The sequence below is a fragment of the Phenylobacterium sp. genome (assembly GCF_025934275.1).
In the GTDB taxonomy this organism is placed as follows: Bacteria; Pseudomonadota; Alphaproteobacteria; order Caulobacterales; family Caulobacteraceae; genus Phenylobacterium.
This window is the reverse complement of sequence record NZ_JAICYI010000045.1, coordinates 1-16,826: the sequence shown is the minus strand read 5'-3', so window position 1 is coordinate 16,826 and position 16,826 is coordinate 1. Positions and strand designations below refer to the sequence as shown.

Here is a 16,826-nt window from a genome sequence, read left to right as displayed (position 1 = left end):
GCCTGACGGCCATTCCGGCTTGCGCCGGGCCCTGCGCTGAGCCACTTGACGGGCAGGCCGCGCGCCCGGGCCGGACGCCCGCGCCCAGGCGGCGCCGGGCCGCATCTGGCCTGAGGAGATCAGTTTAGCCTCATGAGCGCTTCGCCGGACGTGGCCGTCAGGATCGCGCTGCCGGCCGAGGACCATGACGTGGCGGCGCTGCGCCGGGCGGTGCTCGCCAAGCTCGCCTACGCCATCGGCAAGGATCCGATGGTGGCCAGCGAGCACGACTGGTTCATGGCCGCGGCGCTCACCGTGCGCGACCGGATCGTGGACGCCTGGTTCCCCTCGACGCGGGCGATCTACAACGAGAAGCGCAAGCGGGTTTACTACCTCTCGGTCGAGTTCCTGATCGGGCGGCTGCTGCTCGACAGCCTCAATGCGCTGGGCCTGGTGGAGACCATGCGCAAGGCGCTGGCCGAGCTCGGCGTCGACCTGGAGGCGCTGCGCGAGATCGAGCCGGACGCGGCGCTGGGCAACGGCGGCCTTGGGCGCCTCGCCGCCTGCTTCATGGAGAGCATGGCGACGCTGGGCATCGCCGCCTATGGCTACGGCATCCGCTACGACCACGGCATGTTCCGCCAGAAGATCAAGGACGGCTGGCAGTCCGAGCTGCCGGAAACCTGGCTGGCGGCCGGCAACCCGTGGGAATTCGAGCGGCCGGAGGTGCTGTATCACATCGGCTTCGGCGGCGCGGTGGAAGCCAAGGAGGGCCCCGACGGCAAGGTCAGCCACCACTGGCTGCCGGCCGAAACGGTCGAGGCGCTGGCCTACGACACCCCCATGGTGGGCTGGCGGGGACGCCACGTGAACACGCTGAGGCTCTGGTCGGCGCGCGCGCCCGATCCGCTGCGCCTCGACGCCTTCAACCGCGGCGACCACCTGGGCGCGCTGGCCTCGCAGTCGCGCGCGGCGATCATCTCGCAGGTGCTCTATCCGGCCGACGACAGTCCCGAGGGCCAGGAGCTTCGCCTTCGCCAGGAGTACTTCTTTTCGTCCGCAGCGCTGCAGGACATCCTGCATCGCCACATCCGCCAGCACGGCGAGCTCGCGAACCTGCACGAACAGGTCGCCATCCAGCTCAACGACACGCATCCGGCGATCGCCATCCCCGAGCTGATGCGGCTGCTGATCGACGTGCACGGCATGGCCTGGGAGGAGGCCTGGAAGATCACGGGGCAGACCTTCAGCTACACCAATCACACTCTGCTGCCCGAAGCGCTCGAGCATTGGTCGGTGCCTTTGATGGAACGCATGCTGCCCCGGCACATGCAGATCATCTACCTGATGAACGCCCGTCACCTCGACGAGTTGAAGGCTGCCGGCAAGCTCTCCGAAAACGACGTCGGCGCCGTGTCGCTGATCGAGGAGTCTGGGCCCCGACAGGTGCGGATGGCCTGGCTCAGCTTCGTGGGGTCGCACAAGATCAACGGCGTCTCGGCGCTGCACACCGAGCTGATGCGCGAGACGGTGTTCTCGGCGCTGAACCGCATCTATCCGGACCGGATCGTCAACGAGACCAACGGCATCACCTTCCGGCGCTGGCTGATGGAGGCCAACCCGGGGCTGACCGAGCTGCTTGTCGACACGGTGGGCGCGAAGGTGCTCGACGACACCGGCGTGCTGGCCGACTTCGCCAAATTCGCCGATGACGACGCCGTCCAGGACCGCTTCCGCGCCATCCGCCGCGGCCACAAGGTCAAGCTCGCCGGCTACATCCACCGTCATCTGGGGATCAAGGTCGACCCGGACGCGATGTTCGACACCCAGATCAAGCGCATCCACGAGTACAAGCGTCAGCTGCTCAACATCCTGGAGACGGTGGCGCTCTACGACGCCATGCGCGCCCAGCCGACGCGCAACTGGACGCCCAGGGTGAAGATCTTCGCCGGCAAGGCGGCGGCCAGCTACCACAACGCCAAGCTCAGCATAAAGCTGATCAGCGACGTGGCGCAGGCGGTCAACGACGACCCGACCCTGCGCGGCCTTCTGAAGGTCGTGTTCCTGCCCAACTACAACGTCTCGCTGGCGGAGGCGGTGATCCCGGCCTCCGACCTCTCCGAGCAGATCTCCACCGCCGGCATGGAAGCCTCGGGCACCGGCAACATGAAGCTTGCGCTGAACGGCGCGCTGACCATCGGCACGCTCGACGGGGCCAACGTGGAGATCAAGGAGCGGGTCGGCGACGACAACATCTTCATCTTCGGCCTGACCGCGCAGGAGGTCGAGCAGCGCCGGCGCGAAGGCTTCGGGACCGAGCAGATCGTCGCCCGCTCGCCGGCCCTGCAGCAGGTGCTGGCGCAGGTGGGGGAAGGCGCCTTCTCCCCGGGCGCGCCGGATCTCTACCGAGACCTGCTCGACGGGCTGATGCTGCACGACCATTTCCTGGTGCTGGGCGACTTCGAATCCTATGCCGCCACCCAGCGACAGGTCGCCGACCGCTGGCGCGATCCCCGGGCCTGGTGGCGCTCGGCGATCCTCAACACCGCCCACATGGGCTTCTTCTCCTCGGACCGGACCATCCGCGCCTACGCCGAGGAGATCTGGAACATTCCGGTGCTGGAGACTTGAGCGCCGGGTCGGCCCCCGACTGGCGTCTCTCCGACGGCGACGTCGCGGCGATCGTCGAAGGCCGACACTCCGACCCGTTCGCGGTGCTGGGGCCGCATGAGCTGACCGGGGGCCTCGCCATCCGCGCCTTCGCACCCGGGGCTCAGCGGATGGACGCGAGCACGCCCGCCGGCCGGCGGCTGACGCCGCTCGAGCTCCGCCACCCGGCCGGCCTGTTCGAGGGTTTTGCGCCCCGCAAGCGGCGCATGCCCTACCGGCTGCGGGCGGCCAACGCCGAGGCCGAATGGAGCTTCGACGACCCTTACCGGTTCGGCCCGGTGCTGGGGCCGCTCGACGACCACCTGCTGGTGGAAGGTCAGCATCGGCGGCTGTGGGAGCGGCTGGGCGCGCACATCCGCGAGCACGAGGGCGCAACCGGCGTCCACTTCGCGGTCTGGGCGCCGCACGCCGTCCGCGTCTCGGTGGTCGGGGACTTCAACCGCTGGGACGGCCGGCGGGCGCAGATGCGCAAGCGGATCGATTCCGGCGTCTGGGAGATCTTCGTCCCCGAGCTCGGCGAGGGCTGCTGCTACAAGTACGAGATCATCGGGCCGAACGGCGAGCTCCTGCCGCTGAAGGCCGATCCGTTCGGGGCCTCCGCCGAGCTACGACCCGCCACCGACTCGCGCGTGGCCAGGGTCGACGATTTCGACTGGACCGACGCCGCTTATCTCGAAACCCACCGGACGCCGGGGGCCTACCGCCGGCCGGTCTCGATCTACGAAGCCCACCTCGGCTCCTGGCGGCGCGCCGAGGACGGCGGCTTCCTGAGCTACGAGCGGCTCGCCGAGACGCTGATCCCCTACGCCGCAGGCCTCGGCTTCACGCACCTGGAGCTGCTGCCGGTCTCGGAGCATCCGCTCGACGCGTCCTGGGGCTACCAGCCGGTCGGGCTCTATGCTCCGACCCGCCGGTTCGGCGACCCGGACGGCTTCGCCCGCTTCGTCGACGCCGCCCACCGCGCGGGGCTGGGCGTGATCCTCGACTGGCCGGCGGCGCACTTCCCGACCGACGCCCACGGGCTTTACCGGTTCGACGGCACGCCGCTCTACGAAGACGCCGACACCCGCCGCGGCTTCCACCCCGACTGGAACACCGCGATCTTCGATTTCGGCCGCCGTGAAGTGATGAACTTCCTCCTGGCCAACGCGCTCTACTGGCTGGAGGTGTTCCACGTGGATGGCCTCCGCGTCGATGCGGTCGCGTCCATGCTCCACCTCGACTATTCGCGCCGGCCGGGCGAGTGGGCCCCGAACGTCCGCGGCGGCCGCGAGAACCTGGAAGCCGAGGCGTTCCTGAAGAGCCTCAACACCATCGTGCACGCCGCCCATCCCGGGGCGCTGATGATCGCCGAGGAATCCACCACCTGGCCCGGCGTCTCACGCCCGGTCGACGAGGGCGGCTTGGGCTTCGGCTTCAAGTGGAACATGGGGTGGATGAACGACACCCTGGAGTACGTCTCCAAGGACCCGGTCTATCGCCGCCACCACCACCGCCAGCTCACCTTCGGCCTGATCTACGCCTTCTCGGAGAACTTCGTGCTGCCGCTCAGCCATGACGAGGTGGTGCACGGCAAGGGCTCGATCCTGTCGCGCATGCCGGGCGATGACTGGCAGAAGTTCGCAAACGCGCGCGCCTACTACGGCTTCATGTGGGGCTATCCCGGCAAGAAGCTGATGTTCATGGGCCAGGAGTTCGGCCAGTGGGCGGAGTGGAACTTCAACCAGGAACTCGACTGGGACCTGCTGCAGCATGCGCCGCACCAGGGGCTGCAGCGGGTGGTCGGTGACCTCAACCGCCTCTATCGCGAGACCCCGGCGCTGCACGCCCGCGACGGCGAGGCCGAGGGCTTCCGCTGGATCGTGGTCGACGACGAGGCCCAGTCGGTCGCCGCCTGGCTGCGTTTCGGAGCGCCCGGCGATCCGCCGGTGGCGGTGATCTGCAACTTCACCCCCGAGCCCCGCCGGCCGTACCGCCTCGGCCTGCCGCACGCCGGCTGGTGGCGGGAGGTGTTCAACTCTGACGCCGAGGTCTATGGCGGATCAGGCCTCGGCAACCTCGGGGGGACGCACGCCCATGAGACGCCCTCGCACGGCTTTCCCGCCAGCGCGGAGATTGTGCTTCCGCCGCTCGCCGCGGTCTATTTCCGGTATGAGCCCGATGGCGCGAGCGCCTGAGCCTGCCTGCCCGGCGCGGGGCGCGGCATGAACGAGCTCGCTGCGCCGCCGGGCGTCAGCTCGACGCTGTCGCGCCAGGCGATGGCCTATGTGCTGGCCGGCGGCCGCGGCTCGCGGCTCCTGGAGATGACCGACGTCCGCGCCAAGCCCGCGGTCTATTTCGGCGGCAAGTTCCGGATCATCGATTTCGCACTGTCCAACGCGCTGAACTCCGGCATCCGACGGATCGCCGTCGCCACCCAGTACCGCGCCCACAGCCTGATCCGCCACATGCAGCGCGGCTGGAACTTCTTCCGGCCCGAACGCAACGAGACCTTCGACATCCTGCCGGCCAGCCAGCGGGTCTCCGACCAGTGGTACCAGGGCACCGCCGATGCGGTGTTCCAGAACGGCGACATCATCCGCAGCTACGAGACCCGCTTCATCGTCGTGCTGGCGGGCGACCACATCTACAAGATGGACTACGAGCTCATGCTCCAGCAGCACGTCGAGCAGGGCGCCGACGTCACCGTGGGCTGCCTCGAGGTGCCGCGCATGGAGGCCACCGGCTTCGGCGTCATGGCGGTCGACGAGCACGACAGGATCCTCGACTTCGTGGAGAAGCCGGCCGATCCCCCGCCGATGCCCGGCCGCCCGGACATGGCGCTCGCCAGCATGGGGATCTACGTCTTCGACACCGGCTATCTGATGGACGTGCTGGCCCGCGACGCCGCCGACGCGACCTCCGCGCACGACTTCGGCCGCGACATCATCCCCAGGCTCGTCAAGGAGGCCAAGGCGGTCGCCCACCCATTCAGCCGCTCGGCGATCCGCCCCTCGCCGGAGGCCCCGCCCTACTGGCGCGACGTGGGCACCATCGACAGCTACTTCGCCGCCAACGTCGACCTGACGGAGGTGGTGCCGGACCTCGACCTCTACGACCACTCCTGGCCGATCTGGACCTACAGCGAGATGAACGCCCCGGCGAAGTTCGTGCACGACGAGCAGGGCCGCCGCGGCGGGGCCACCTCCTCGCTGGTGGCGGGCGGCTGCGTGATCTCCGGCTCGACGATCTGGCGATCGCTGCTGTTCAGCCGGGTGAGGATCAACTCCTACTCGCAGGTCGAGCTCGGGGTGATCATGCCCGACGTCACCATCGGGCGGCGCGTGCGGCTTCGGAACGTGATCGTCGACCGCGGCGTGGCGATCCCAGAAGGCCTGGTGGTCGGCGAGGATCCGGAGGAGGACGCCCGGCGCTTCCGGCGGAGCGAAGGCGGCGTCTGCCTGATCACCCAGAAGATGATCGATCGGCTGAGCAACTCGTGAGCCGCATCGAGGTCCTGGCGGTCACCTCCGAGCTGTTCCCCTTGGTCAAGACCGGCGGACTGGCCGACGTCGCGGGCGCGCTGCCCAAGGCGCTCGCGCCGCTGGGCGTGCGGGTGCGCACGCTGATCCCGGGCTACCCCGCCGTGCTCGCCGCGATCGAGGGCGGCCGCACGGTCCGCGACCTGCCCGACTGGTTCGGGGGGCCGGCCAAGCTGGTCAGCGCCAAGGCCGGCGGGCTGGAGCTCTTCGTGCTGGTCGCGCCGCACCTCTACCGTCGCGACGGCGGCCCCTACGCGGATGCGGCCGGACGCGACTTCGCCGACAACGCCATCCGCTTCGCCGCCCTCTCGCGCATGGCCGCGAGCCTGGCCCAGGGCTTCAGCGCCCGCTATCGCCCCGACGTCGTGCACATCCACGACTGGCAGACCGGACTGACGGCGGCCTATCTCACCTACGACGGCGGACCGCGGCCGGGCGTCGTCTGCACCATCCACAACCTCGCCTTCCAGGGCCAGTTCGACCGCGCCCTGCTGCCGGCGCTCGGCCTGCCCCCGGAATCGTTCACGCCGGATGGCGTGGAGTATTACGGCGCGATCGGCTTCCTGAAGGCGGGCGTCAGGCTGGCCGACCGGATCACCACCGTCTCGCCCACCTACGCGAGGGAGATCTGCACGCCGCAGGGCGGCATGGGCATGGACGGCCTGCTGCGCGGCCGCGCCGACCGGCTCTGCGGCATCCTCAACGCGGTCGACACCGAGGTCTGGGACCCGGCCGCCGATCCGCTGATCGCGGTGCGCTACACGCCCAAGGACCTGTCCGCCCGCGCCGCCGACAAGCTCGCCCTGCAGCAGCGCCTGGGCCTCGCGCCGGACGCCAAGGCGCCCTTGTTCGGGGTGATCAGCCGGCTCTCCTGGCAGAAGGGTCTCGACCTCTTGATGCAGGCCATCCCGGCGCTGTCCGCCGAGGGCGCCCAGTTCGCCCTGCTGGGCTCCGGCGACGCGGCCCTGGAGGCGGGCCTCATCGCCGCCATGCGCCGGCATCCGGACCGCGTCGGCTGCGAGTTCGCCTACGACGAGGCCCTGGCCCACCAGATCCAGGCCGGCGCCGACGCCGTCGTCGTCCCGTCGCGCTTCGAGCCCTGCGGCCTGACCCAGCTCTGCGCCCTGCGCTACGGGGCCGTGCCGGTCGTCGCCCGGGTCGGCGGGCTGGCGGATACGGTGATCGACGCCAGCCCCATGGCGATGTCGACCGGCGCCGCCACCGGCGTGCAGTTCGCCCCCGTCGAGGCGACCGCGCTGGAGCTGGCGCTCCGACGCGCCGTCGGCCTCTATCGCAAGCCGCGCACCTGGCGGAAGCTGCAGCTCGCCGGCATGGCCTGCGACGTCTCCTGGGCCAAGCCCGCCCGGGCCTACGCGAAGCTGTTCGCCGATCTGGTGCGCGAGCGCGAGGGCTAGGCGGTGAAGCTGGGGCGCCTGACGGCCGGATCGCCTGAGCCGCTCGGGGTCACGCCGACCGCCGGTGGGATCAACATCGCCGTCCCCTCCGCCACCGCCAGCGCGATCGACCTCTGCCTGTTCGACGGCGAGGGCCGCGAGCGCCGCATCCGCCTGGCCGAGCGCACCGGCGAGGTGTTCCACGGCCATCTGGAGGGCGTGCGCCCCGGCGCCCGCTATGGGCTTCGCGCCCACGGCCCGTTCGATCCGGCGCGCGGCCTGCGCTTCGATCCGACCAAGCTGCTGGTCGATCCCTATGCGCGGTCGCTCGATGCGCCGTTCCGGCTTGATCCGGCCCTGTTCGCACCGCCCGAGGCGGGGATCGACAGCGCCCCGGTCGCGCCGAAGGCCCTGGTCACGGCGCCGCCCGCGCCCCCATCACGGCCGGCGTCGACAGTCCCCTGGGAGCGGACCGTCATCTACGAGGCGCACGTCCGCGGCCTGACGAAGCTGCATCCCAAGGTCCCCGAGGCGATCCGCGGCGCCTTCGCAGCCCTCGCCCATCCGGCCGTCATCGAGCACCTGAGCGCGCTCGGGATCACCACGCTCGAGCTGCTCCCGGCCGCCGCCTGGATCGACGAGCGCCACCTGCCGCCGCTCGGGCTTTCCAACTACTGGGGCTACAACCCGCTCGCCTTCACGGTCCCCGACGCGCGGCTGGCGCCCGGCGGCTGGCCGGAGGTGCGGGCCGCCGTCGCCGCCCTGGCGCAAGCCGGGATCGAGGTCATCCAGGACGTGGTCTTCAACCACACCGGCGAGGGCGACGCGCGCGGCCCGACGCTGTCGCTCCGAGGCCTCGACAATCCGGGATTCTATCGGCTCGATCCCGCCGATCCGAGCCGCTACCTGGACGAAGCCGGCACCGGCAACACCCTGCGCTGCGAGGCGCCGCAGACCGTGCGTCTGGTCACCGAGGCGCTGCGGACCTGGGCGCGGCTCTCCGGCGTCGCGGGGTTCCGGCTCGATCTCGCCACCGTGCTCGGCCGCCGCGGCGAGGCCTTCGATCCCGCCGCGCCGCTGATCGCCGCCATCGCCCAGGATCCGGAGCTGCGCGCGCTGAAGCTGATCGCCGAGCCCTGGGATGTGGGCCCGGGCGGCCACCAGCTGGGCCGCTTCCCGGCCGCGTTCGGCGAGTGGAACGACCGCTTCCGCGACACCGTCCGGCGGTTCTGGGGCGGCCATGGCGCCTCGCGGGGCGCGCTCGCCGCCCGGCTGGCGGGCTCGCAGGACGCCTTCGGGGCGAAGCGGCGGCCTTCGCGCAGCGTCAATTTCGTCACCGCCCACGACGGCTTCACCCTCGCCGACCTGGTGAGCTACGCGGCCAAGCACAACCAGGCGAACGGCGAGGCGGGCCGCGACGGCGCCGACGCCAACTGGTCGTGGAACGACGGCGTCGAAGGACCTAGCGACGATCCCGCCATCAAGGCCCGCCGCCTGGCCGACCAGCGGGCGCTGCTGGCGCTCACCCTCCTGGCGCGCGGCACGCCGATGATCGCGATGGGCTCGGAGCTCGGCCACAGCCAGGGCGGCAACAACAACGCCTACGCCCAGGACAACGCCACCAGCTGGATCGACTGGGCCGCGCAAGACGGCGATCTCGCAGATTTTCTCGGGCGGCTGGTCCGGGCCCGGGCCGAGCATCCGGCGCTCCGCCGCGACGCCTTCCTGACCGGCGAGGCGCTCGCCGGGCCGGTCCCCGACGTGGCCTGGGGCGAGGCGGCGGGCGAAGCCCTGAGCGCCGCCGAGTGGGACGACCCCGAGGGCCAGGTCCTGCAGATGGTGCTGAGCGCGCCGGACGGCGACGGGCTGGATCGCGTGGCGCTGATCGTCAATCGCGGCGACGATCCCGTGGACGCGCGGCTGCCGGAGCTGCGGGCGCGCGGCGGCTGGCGGATCGTCCTCGACAGCGCCGACCCGGCGCGCCAGGGCGAAACACGGGCCGCGACGCTTTCGGTCGCCGCGCGCTCCGTGGTCCTGCTCGCCGAGACGCTCGACCCGCGCCGGACGCCCCGCACGGCGGACGATGCGCTGGTCGCCCGCGTGGCCGACGCGGCCGGCGTCGCGCCCAGCTGGGGGGGCCTCGACCGCCGGCAGCGGCCGGTCACGGCGCAGACGCAGCGCGCGCTGCTGGCTGCGATGGGGTTCCCCGCCGGCGGGCTGGACGAGGCCCGGGACAGCCTCTGGCGGCTGGCCGCGCCCGGCCGCGCCGCCCTCCCCGCCGGCCAGGTCGTGCGCGCCGGCGAGGCGGCCGCCATCGAAGTCCGCTCGGCGGAACGCTGGCTCACGCTGACCGACGAGGCCGGCGAGGTCCGCCGCCTGCCGGTCGAGGACGGCCGCGCGTCACTGCCAGACCTGCCGGCTGGCCGCTACGCCCTGCGGCTCGATCACGCCGAAGGCTCGCTGATCGTCGCGCCGAAGACCGCCTTCGAGCCCGCGGGCCTGGCCGCCGGCGCGCGGCTGTTCGGGCTCTCCGCCCAGCTCTACGCCTTGCGGGGCGAGGACGATCAGGGGTTCGGCGATCTGGCGGCGCTCGCCGCCTTCGCCAGGGTCGCCGATCGCGAGGGCGCCAGCCTGGTGGCGATCAACCCCCTGCACATGCTGTTCCCCGGCGACCGCACGCGCGCCAGCCCCTACCACCCCTCCGATCGCCGATTCCTCGATCCGATCTACATTGACGCCGGCGCGCTGGGCGCGCGCGACCCGGCCTACGCCGAGGGCGAGCTGATCGACGGGCCGGCGGTCTGGGCCGCCAGGTCGCAGGCGCTGGAGGCGGCGCTGGCGGGCCAGGTCGAGCCCGATGGTTTCGGGGCCTTCGTCCGCAAAGGCGGCGCGGCGCTCGCCCGCTTCGCGCTGTTCCAGGCGATCGCCGAGGCCCATCCCGGCCGGCCCTGGCCGGCGTGGCCCCCCGGGCTGCGCGATCCGCATAGCCGCGAAAGCGCCCGCTTCGCCAAGGCCCACGCGGCGCGGATCGGCTTCCACCAGCGGCTGCAGTTCGAAGCCGAGCGCCAGCTCGGGGCCGCGGCCGCCCGCGTCCCGGGCCTCGGCCTCTGCCGCGATCTCGCCGTCGGCGCCGCCGGGGACGGGGCGGAGGTCTGGGCTGAGCCGGCGCGCTGGGCCCGCGCCGCCTCGATCGGCGCCCCGCCCGACGCCTTCGCGCCGCAGGGCCAGGTCTGGGCGCTGCCGCCGCCGATCCCGCAGGCCTGGGCCGCCGAGGGCTACCGCGGCTTCGCCGAGCTCCTGGCCGCCAACATGCGCCACGCCGGGGCGCTGCGCATCGATCACATCCTGGGCCTGCAGCGGCTGTTCTGGGCGCCCGAGGGCGCCGAGGGCGCCGACGGAGCCTACGTCAGCTACCCCCTCGACGACCTCCTGGGCGTGCTCGCGCTGGAGAGCTGTCGCGCCGGCTGCCTGGTCATCGGCGAGGACCTGGGCGCCGTGCCCGAGGGCCTGCGCCCGCGGCTCGCCGCGGCGCGGGTCTATGGCTACAGCGTGCTGCCGTTCGAGCGCGACGGGGACGCGTTCCGGCCGCCGGAGGCCTATCGCGCCAAGGCGCTCGCCTGCGCCGCCACCCACGACCTGCCGCCGCTCGCCGGCTGGTGGGACGGCGCCGACCTCGCCGAACGTGCGGCGCTGGGCCTGCTGCCGGCCGAAGACCTGCCCGCGGCCCAGGAAGAACGGCGCGCCGAGAAGGCCGCCCTGATCGAGGCCATGACCACGGCCGGCCTCGCCGGGCCCTGGGACCCCGAGGCGCCCTACGACGAGGCTCTCGCCGCCGCCGTGCACGGCTTCCTGGCCCTGGCGGAGAGCCAGCTGATCGCGATCCAGGTCGAGGACCTCGCCGGCGAGCGCGTCGGCCAGAACGTGCCCGGCACCGACCGCGAGCGGCCCAATTGGCGCCGCCGGATCGGCGTCCCGCTGGAGGCGCTGGGGCGCACGCCGCGCTCGCGCCGGATCCTCGAAGCGGTGCGCGCGGCCCGGCCCGCGGGCTGATCGCCGAAACGGCTGCTGGACAGAGACGCACCCTCGGGCTTGGAGTAATATCGTGCCGGCTCGCCCGCCCTGCGGCCGGGCCCGTCGCTCCGCTCTCCCGCTGCTCAGGAGATGTGCGCCATGCCCCTCGATCATCTGACGGAAAGCCGCCGCGTTCCCGCCTTCGGCCCGGGCCTGGGCGGCGACCGCCCGGGATCGCGCCTGCTGGCGGTCGGCGCAGGCGTCGGCGAGGCGAGCGTCACCGGCGTCGCGAGGTACGTCTCCCGCCCGGACCAGCTCGCCCTCATCCGGCCCGGCGAGATCGTCATGGCCGAAGCGACCGGGCCGGCCTGGGAAGCGGGCCTGGCCCACGCCGGCGGGATCGTGGTCAACGACGTCGGCCCGCTCTGCCACGCCGAGGCGATCGCCAGGAAGTTCGAGATCCCGGCGGTGGTCGCCGCCGGCGGCGGCGCCTCGCCGCTGTGGAGCGGCGCGACCGTCACGCTTGCGGTCGGCGAGGGTGGCGTCGGCCGGCTCTACCAGGAGCTCTCGCCCGCCGCGGCGGGCGGCCGCGAGCGGTCCTGGCCCACCGACCCGCGCGGCTAGCTCAGCACGCGCACGGTCTCGCGCCGTTCGCGGCGACGGCCCCACGCCTCCGGCGCCTCGGAGGGGCCGAACCGGCGTTCGATGTCCTTCTGCAGCGCACGGGCGGCCATGAAGTGGCCGCGGAACAGGGTGTCCATGGCCCAGCCGATGATCGGGACTTCGGCCATGGCGCTGTTGGCGGCGAGATAGAGGCCCATGCGGGCCAGGGTGAAGCCCGAGGCCCCCCCGATGATCCCGGCATAGATCAGCACGCCGCCCGCGCCCACGCTGTAGAGCACGTTGGCGCCCGGAACCCAGGCCAGCACGCCGTCGAGGCCGAGGCCGAACGGGCCCAGGGGGATCAGGTCGTCGGACAGGCGCTTCACCCGCTCGGCGATGCGCCAGGCGCGGTGCGCCGTCTCGCGGTCGGTGTCGATCATCGGCCAAAGCTCTCCAGCGACGCCCTCGTCCGCTGACATAGGGTCGATCGCAGCGCACGCCAGCGCCGCCTTGGGCGCAGCGTCCTGACCGCGCGCGGCCTACCCCCAAAGCTCCCGCGGCGGGGGCTCGATGATCGAGCCGAGGACGCAGAGCCCGGGCTCGCGGTCGCGCGCCAGCAGCAGAGGCCCGTCGAGGTCGACGAACGCCGCGCCCTGGGCCGGGATCAGCGCCGGGGCGACTCCCAGCGAGGTCGCGACCATCGAGCCCACCATCAGCTGGACCCCCAGCGCCTTGGCGGCCTCGGCGAGCGCCAGGGCCTCGGTCAGGCCGCCGGCCTTGTCGAGCTTGACGTTGGCGACCGCATAGCGCCGTGCGCAGGCGGCCAGTTCGGCGCGGGTGTGCAGGCTCTCGTCGGCGCAGAGCGGCACGGGACTGGCATAGCCCTCGAGGGCCGCGTCCTCGCCGGCCGGCAGCGGCTGCTCCAGCAGCTCGACATTCAGGCGAGCGAGCTCGGGGGCGAGGCGGCGGAGCTCCTCGAAGCCCAGCGCCTCGTTGGCGTCGACGATCAGCCGCGCGCGCGGGGCGGCCACGCGGACGGCGGCGACCGCCTCCAGGTCGTCGGCCGCGCCGATCTTCAGCTTCAACATCGGGCGGCGCGCTTCTCGGCGGGCCGCCGCCGCCATCTCCGCGGGCGATCCGAGGCTGACGGTGAAGCAGGTCTTCACGGGATCGAGCCGGGCGCGTCCGGCGAGCGCCCAGGCCCGCGCGCCGGTCCGCTTGGCCTCCAGGTCCCAGAGCGCGCAATCCAGCGCATTGCGCGCGGCCCCGGGCGGCAGCAGGCGCTGCAGCGCCCCGCGATCGGCCCCGGAGCAGATCGCGGCCCTCGCGTCCTCGATCTGGTCGAGCACGTCTTCGACGCTTTCGCCGTAACGGGCGTAGGGCGTCGCCTCGCCCCGGCCGCGGTGCGGCGGATCGGCGATCTCGGCGACCACCACCTCGGCCTCGCTCTTCGCCCCGCGGGAGATCACGAACGGCGCCCGCAGCGGCCATCTCTCGGCGCGGGCGGAGAGCTCGAGCGCCACCGGGTTCGCCTAGCCTGGCTCCCCGGCCCCCGCATCGAGCAGCAGATAGAGGCGACCCGCCGGCTCGGCGAGCGTGCTGGCGGTCAGGAAGCCTTCCGGATCGCGCACGGCTGCGTCCTGCAGGAGGGTCTGATAGCGGCGGATGTAGGTCTGCGCATTGCGGCGCAGTTTGTCGTCGCCGGCGAGCCGGCGGGCGATGCGGCGCGCCGCGGCCGGGGCGAGGCGCTTGACCACCTGGCGCGCGCCGTCGTGGTCGCCGGTCTGCACGGCCGCCGCGATCTCGTCGATCCGCGGCGCGGGCAGAAGCGTCTCCGGCTCGATCCCGAGGCGGGCGAACTCCGCGCCCAGCAGGTCCTGCAGCCGCTCGCCCTCGGCCTCCGCCCCGTCGATCGAGGCCAGCAGGTCCTTCCAGGTCCAGGCCTCGCCGTCGGGAGCCTCGGCTTCGGCCCCCGGCGGCCCCCCCGCCGCCTCGAAGACCTGACTGAACTCCTCGTCCGTGGCGGTGGGCGTGAGCTTCAAGCGCGGGCGCAGCGCCAGCGTCTCGGCCATCGCGCCGGCCTCCGCCGCGGCGGACGCGGCGGGCTCCATGATGTCGTCGAGCTCGAGCTCGGGCTCCGGCGGCGCAACCGGCGGCGGGGCCGCGGCGGCGGGCTGTGACGCGGCGGCCGCGCGTGGAAGACGGCCCGAGATCGTTCTGGCCCGCGGCGGCGCGGCGGGCGCTGGCGGCGGTTCGGACGGTTCGGGCGCGGCGGCGAGAGGGCGCGGCGCGGGCGCGGCCGCGGCGGCGGTTCCCATCAGCCGCACCGCCTCGCTCAGCATCTCGAAGTTGCGGCGCACGCGCTCCTGGAAGGCGAGGTCGATCGCCTGCGCCTCCTCGGCCGTGCGGCGGGCGGCGGTCATCAGGTCCTCCATGCCCTGCAGCACGGCGACGCGGACGTCTTCGGACTGCGCCCGGGCGCTGGCGGGCAGCTGCTGGGCGCGGGACTCGATTTCGGCCACCAGGGCCGCGAGCTCCGCGAGCGACGCCCGCGCCGCGGCGGCGCCCTCGTCGAGCTTGCTCGCCGTGATCGCGCCCGCTTCCTCGACCATCTTCGACGACTGATCGATCAGCGCGCGGGCTTCCTCGAGCCGCGCCTCGAACACCTGATTAGCCTTCTGGCCGGCCGTGAAGGCGGCTTCCGAGAGCTGGTCCACCTGCTCGCGGGCTGCGGCGGCGTGCCTGGCGGCGGCTTCGCGGGTCTCCTCGGCGGCGCGGGCGAGCGCCTCGATGGCGTCGGCGGTCTGCGCCTCCAGTTGCCGGCGCTGCTCGCTCGCGGCCACGGCCACCGCCTCCAGCGATTGCAGCGTCGAGTGGCCGAACTCCTCGCGCTCGGCCCGGGCGAGCTCGGCCACGTCGCGCAACTGCAGCGCCGCGTCAGCCATCAGCTGCTTCAGCGCCTCGCCGCCCCTGGCGGCCCGGTCGGTCATCTCGACGGCCGAAAGCCGCGCCTGGCCGATGAACTCGGAGAGCGTGCCGGCATGCCCCTGCGCCTGCTCGGCGAACGCCTGTTGATCGTCGCGCAGAGCCGCGGCCAGCGCCGCGAGCGCCGCCCGCTGGTCGCTCAGGCCGCCCTCCACCGCCCTCACCTGTTCGGCGACGCCGGCGCCGGCGGTCTCCAGCCGGGCGATGTGGCGCACCAGGTCCTCGCCGGCAGTGCGCGCCGCCCCGCTCGCCTCGGAGGCGGCCGCCGCGAGGTCCGCAGCGCGGGCGGCGAGCTGGGTGTCGGCTTCGCGGAGCTGCGCGTCGGCGAGCTCGGCCGCCTCGGCCACCATGCGCGCCTTGTCCTTGATGCCGTCGGCGACCCGGGCGGCCTGGGCGTCGAGCACCGAGGAGAGCTCGCCCATCTCGCGGCGCTCCTGGGCCAGCTGGCCGGCCATTTCCCCGGCGGTGCGGGCCGACTGCTCGGCGGTCTCGGCGAGCTGCTGGGTCTCCAGCGCCAGGGCTTCGCGCAGCGCCTGCAGGGTCTCGCGCGCCTCGTCCGCGGCCTGGCCGGCGCGGGCGATCTCCTCGCGCACGCCCTGCGCCACCTCACCGGCCCGCGCCGCGGCGACCAGCGCCGGACTGAGCATCTCCTCGGCCATGGCCTTGGCGCGCCGGCTCTCGGCGGCGAGCATCTGGCCCTGGCGGATCATGTAGGCGGCGCCCCAGACGAACGCGGCCGGGCCGATCGCCAACAATGCGAAAACCACCAGCGCGAACGGCTCGAACTGCAGCGGCGCGACATGCGCCCGGTAGCCGAGCGCGAAGGCGATCGGGGCCAGCGCCCAGAGCACTGAGATCGCCAGCGCGGTGAGGTAGATGGGCCAGCCGTCCGGCACGGGATGGTCCGCGCCCGCGGCCGGCGCGGCGGGTTCGGCCTCCGGCGTGCGCGCCGGCAGGCGCGGCTGGGCCGGCGCGAGCCTGGCCCAGGACGGCGGCGGCTCAAGCGGCGGGTCCGGCTCGGTCGCGAGCGCCTCCAGGGCCGGCGCCTCGGCCGCCTCGGCGGCGGGCGCTTCCGCCGTCGGGGAGGCCCCGAAATCCATTGGCCGATGCCGGCTGTCGGTCTTCATACGCGCCTTTCCCAAGACCTGGGCGCATCGCCGGGGCGCGGCCGCCCCGCCTCGCGCCGCTCATCTCGAGCCTCAACCTAATACAGATCAGGCCCGCAAACAGCCGTGCTGCGCAAGCCGGCGGCGCCGTGTCGCCGCGACGTAAGGTCCGCTCAGGTCTTCTCGACGCGCGGATGGGCCCGCGCTTCGGGGCGATCGGCGATCTTCTGCTGCGCGGGCTTGCTGCGGACCACGACGCGCTCGGGCGAGGGCGGCGGCTCCACGATCGTCGGCTCCAGCACCAGGCCGAAGTGCGACAGCGCGGCGGCCGAGGAGTGCACCACCACCGAGGCGACGATACCCGTGAACGTCGACACCGCAGCCTCCCCTGGCTCGCGCGAATCCGCCGACCGCCGTTATACGACAAGCCTGACCAGGCCGCGACGGAGCCTTGCGTGAAATTTTCGCAATGTTCGGCCGCTTCGCCTCAGGACTTCGGCGGCGGCTGCGACGCAGGCGGCCCGCCATCCGCCGGCTTGGCCGCCGGCTCGGCAGGC

General features: G+C 73.1%; 10 protein-coding genes. 6 read left to right on the top strand and 4 right to left on the bottom strand.

Going from position 1 to position 16,826, the window contains the following annotated elements; all coding sequences use genetic code 11:
* The first annotated feature begins 132 nt into the window (after nt 1-132).
* The 6 genes from Q0W60_RS12165 to Q0W60_RS12140 all read left to right on the top strand — a co-directional run bounded on the left by Q0W60_RS12165 (nt 133) and on the right by Q0W60_RS12140 (nt 12,199).
* On the top strand, nt 133-2,610 hold the full coding sequence (locus Q0W60_RS12165) for a glycogen/starch/alpha-glucan phosphorylase (RefSeq protein WP_297695935.1): 2,478 nt from the start codon (nt 133-135) through the stop codon (nt 2,608-2,610).
* Nucleotides 2,607-4,826: a 1,4-alpha-glucan branching protein GlgB gene (gene glgB / locus Q0W60_RS12160; protein WP_297695933.1), complete on the top strand. Its 2,220-nt coding sequence runs from the start codon at nt 2,607-2,609 to the stop codon at nt 4,824-4,826. Before Q0W60_RS12165 ends, glgB begins: the two co-directional genes overlap by 4 nt.
* A gap of 27 nt (nt 4,827-4,853) precedes the next feature.
* Entirely contained in the window at nt 4,854-6,131 is a 1,278-nt protein-coding gene (glgC, locus tag Q0W60_RS12155) for a glucose-1-phosphate adenylyltransferase (RefSeq protein WP_297695931.1), read from the top strand.
* Entirely contained in the window at nt 6,128-7,585 is a 1,458-nt protein-coding gene (glgA, locus tag Q0W60_RS12150) for a glycogen synthase GlgA (RefSeq protein WP_297695929.1), read from the top strand. The genes glgC and glgA overlap by 4 nt, the downstream gene beginning before the upstream one ends.
* Before the next feature lie 3 nt (nt 7,586-7,588).
* Nucleotides 7,589-11,614: a glycogen debranching protein GlgX gene (gene glgX / locus Q0W60_RS12145; RefSeq protein WP_297695927.1), complete on the top strand. Its 4,026-nt coding sequence runs from the start codon at nt 7,589-7,591 to the stop codon at nt 11,612-11,614.
* A 120-nt stretch (nt 11,615-11,734) separates the two neighbouring features.
* Nucleotides 11,735-12,199 (top strand): PEP-utilizing enzyme, encoded by a 465-nt coding sequence (locus tag Q0W60_RS12140; protein ID WP_297695925.1) that lies wholly within the window; start codon nt 11,735-11,737, stop codon nt 12,197-12,199.
* Here Q0W60_RS12140 and Q0W60_RS12135 read toward each other — a convergent pair.
* From Q0W60_RS12135 to Q0W60_RS12120, 4 genes are all read right to left on the bottom strand, one after another.
* On the bottom strand, nt 12,196-12,618 hold the full coding sequence (locus Q0W60_RS12135; RefSeq protein WP_297695923.1) for a DUF4112 domain-containing protein: 423 nt from the start codon (nt 12,616-12,618) through the stop codon (nt 12,196-12,198). The two genes, Q0W60_RS12140 and Q0W60_RS12135, sit on opposite strands and share 4 nt — an antisense overlap.
* A gap of 99 nt (nt 12,619-12,717) precedes the next feature.
* Nucleotides 12,718-13,701 carry an N-acetyl-D-Glu racemase DgcA gene (gene dgcA, locus Q0W60_RS12130; RefSeq protein WP_297695921.1) on the bottom strand — a complete coding sequence of 328 codons (984 nt, stop codon included), beginning with the start codon at nt 13,699-13,701 and terminating at the stop codon, nt 12,718-12,720.
* Between the two features lie 9 nt (nt 13,702-13,710).
* The gene (locus Q0W60_RS12125) at nt 13,711-16,290 is read right to left on the bottom strand and encodes a polar localization protein TipN (RefSeq protein WP_297695919.1); all 2,580 of its coding nucleotides are present in this window, start codon (nt 16,288-16,290) and stop codon (nt 13,711-13,713) included.
* Between the two features lie 152 nt (nt 16,291-16,442).
* Nucleotides 16,443-16,646: a hypothetical protein gene (locus tag Q0W60_RS12120; RefSeq protein WP_297695917.1), complete on the bottom strand. Its 204-nt coding sequence runs from the start codon at nt 16,644-16,646 to the stop codon at nt 16,443-16,445.
* Nucleotides 16,647-16,826: the final 180 nt, after the last annotated feature.

Coding starts and splice junctions, on each gene's coding strand:
- Q0W60_RS12135 (WP_297695923.1), bottom strand. CDS start 12,618: ATGATCGACACCGACCGCGAGACGGCGCACCGCGCCTGGCGCATCGCC.
- glgC (WP_297695931.1), top strand. CDS start 4,854: ATGAACGAGCTCGCTGCGCCGCCGGGCGTCAGCTCGACGCTGTCGCGC.
- Q0W60_RS12140 (WP_297695925.1), top strand. CDS start 11,735: ATGCCCCTCGATCATCTGACGGAAAGCCGCCGCGTTCCCGCCTTCGGC.
- Q0W60_RS12165 (WP_297695935.1), top strand. CDS start 133: ATGAGCGCTTCGCCGGACGTGGCCGTCAGGATCGCGCTGCCGGCCGAG.
- Q0W60_RS12125 (WP_297695919.1), bottom strand. CDS start 16,290: ATGAAGACCGACAGCCGGCATCGGCCAATGGATTTCGGGGCCTCCCCG.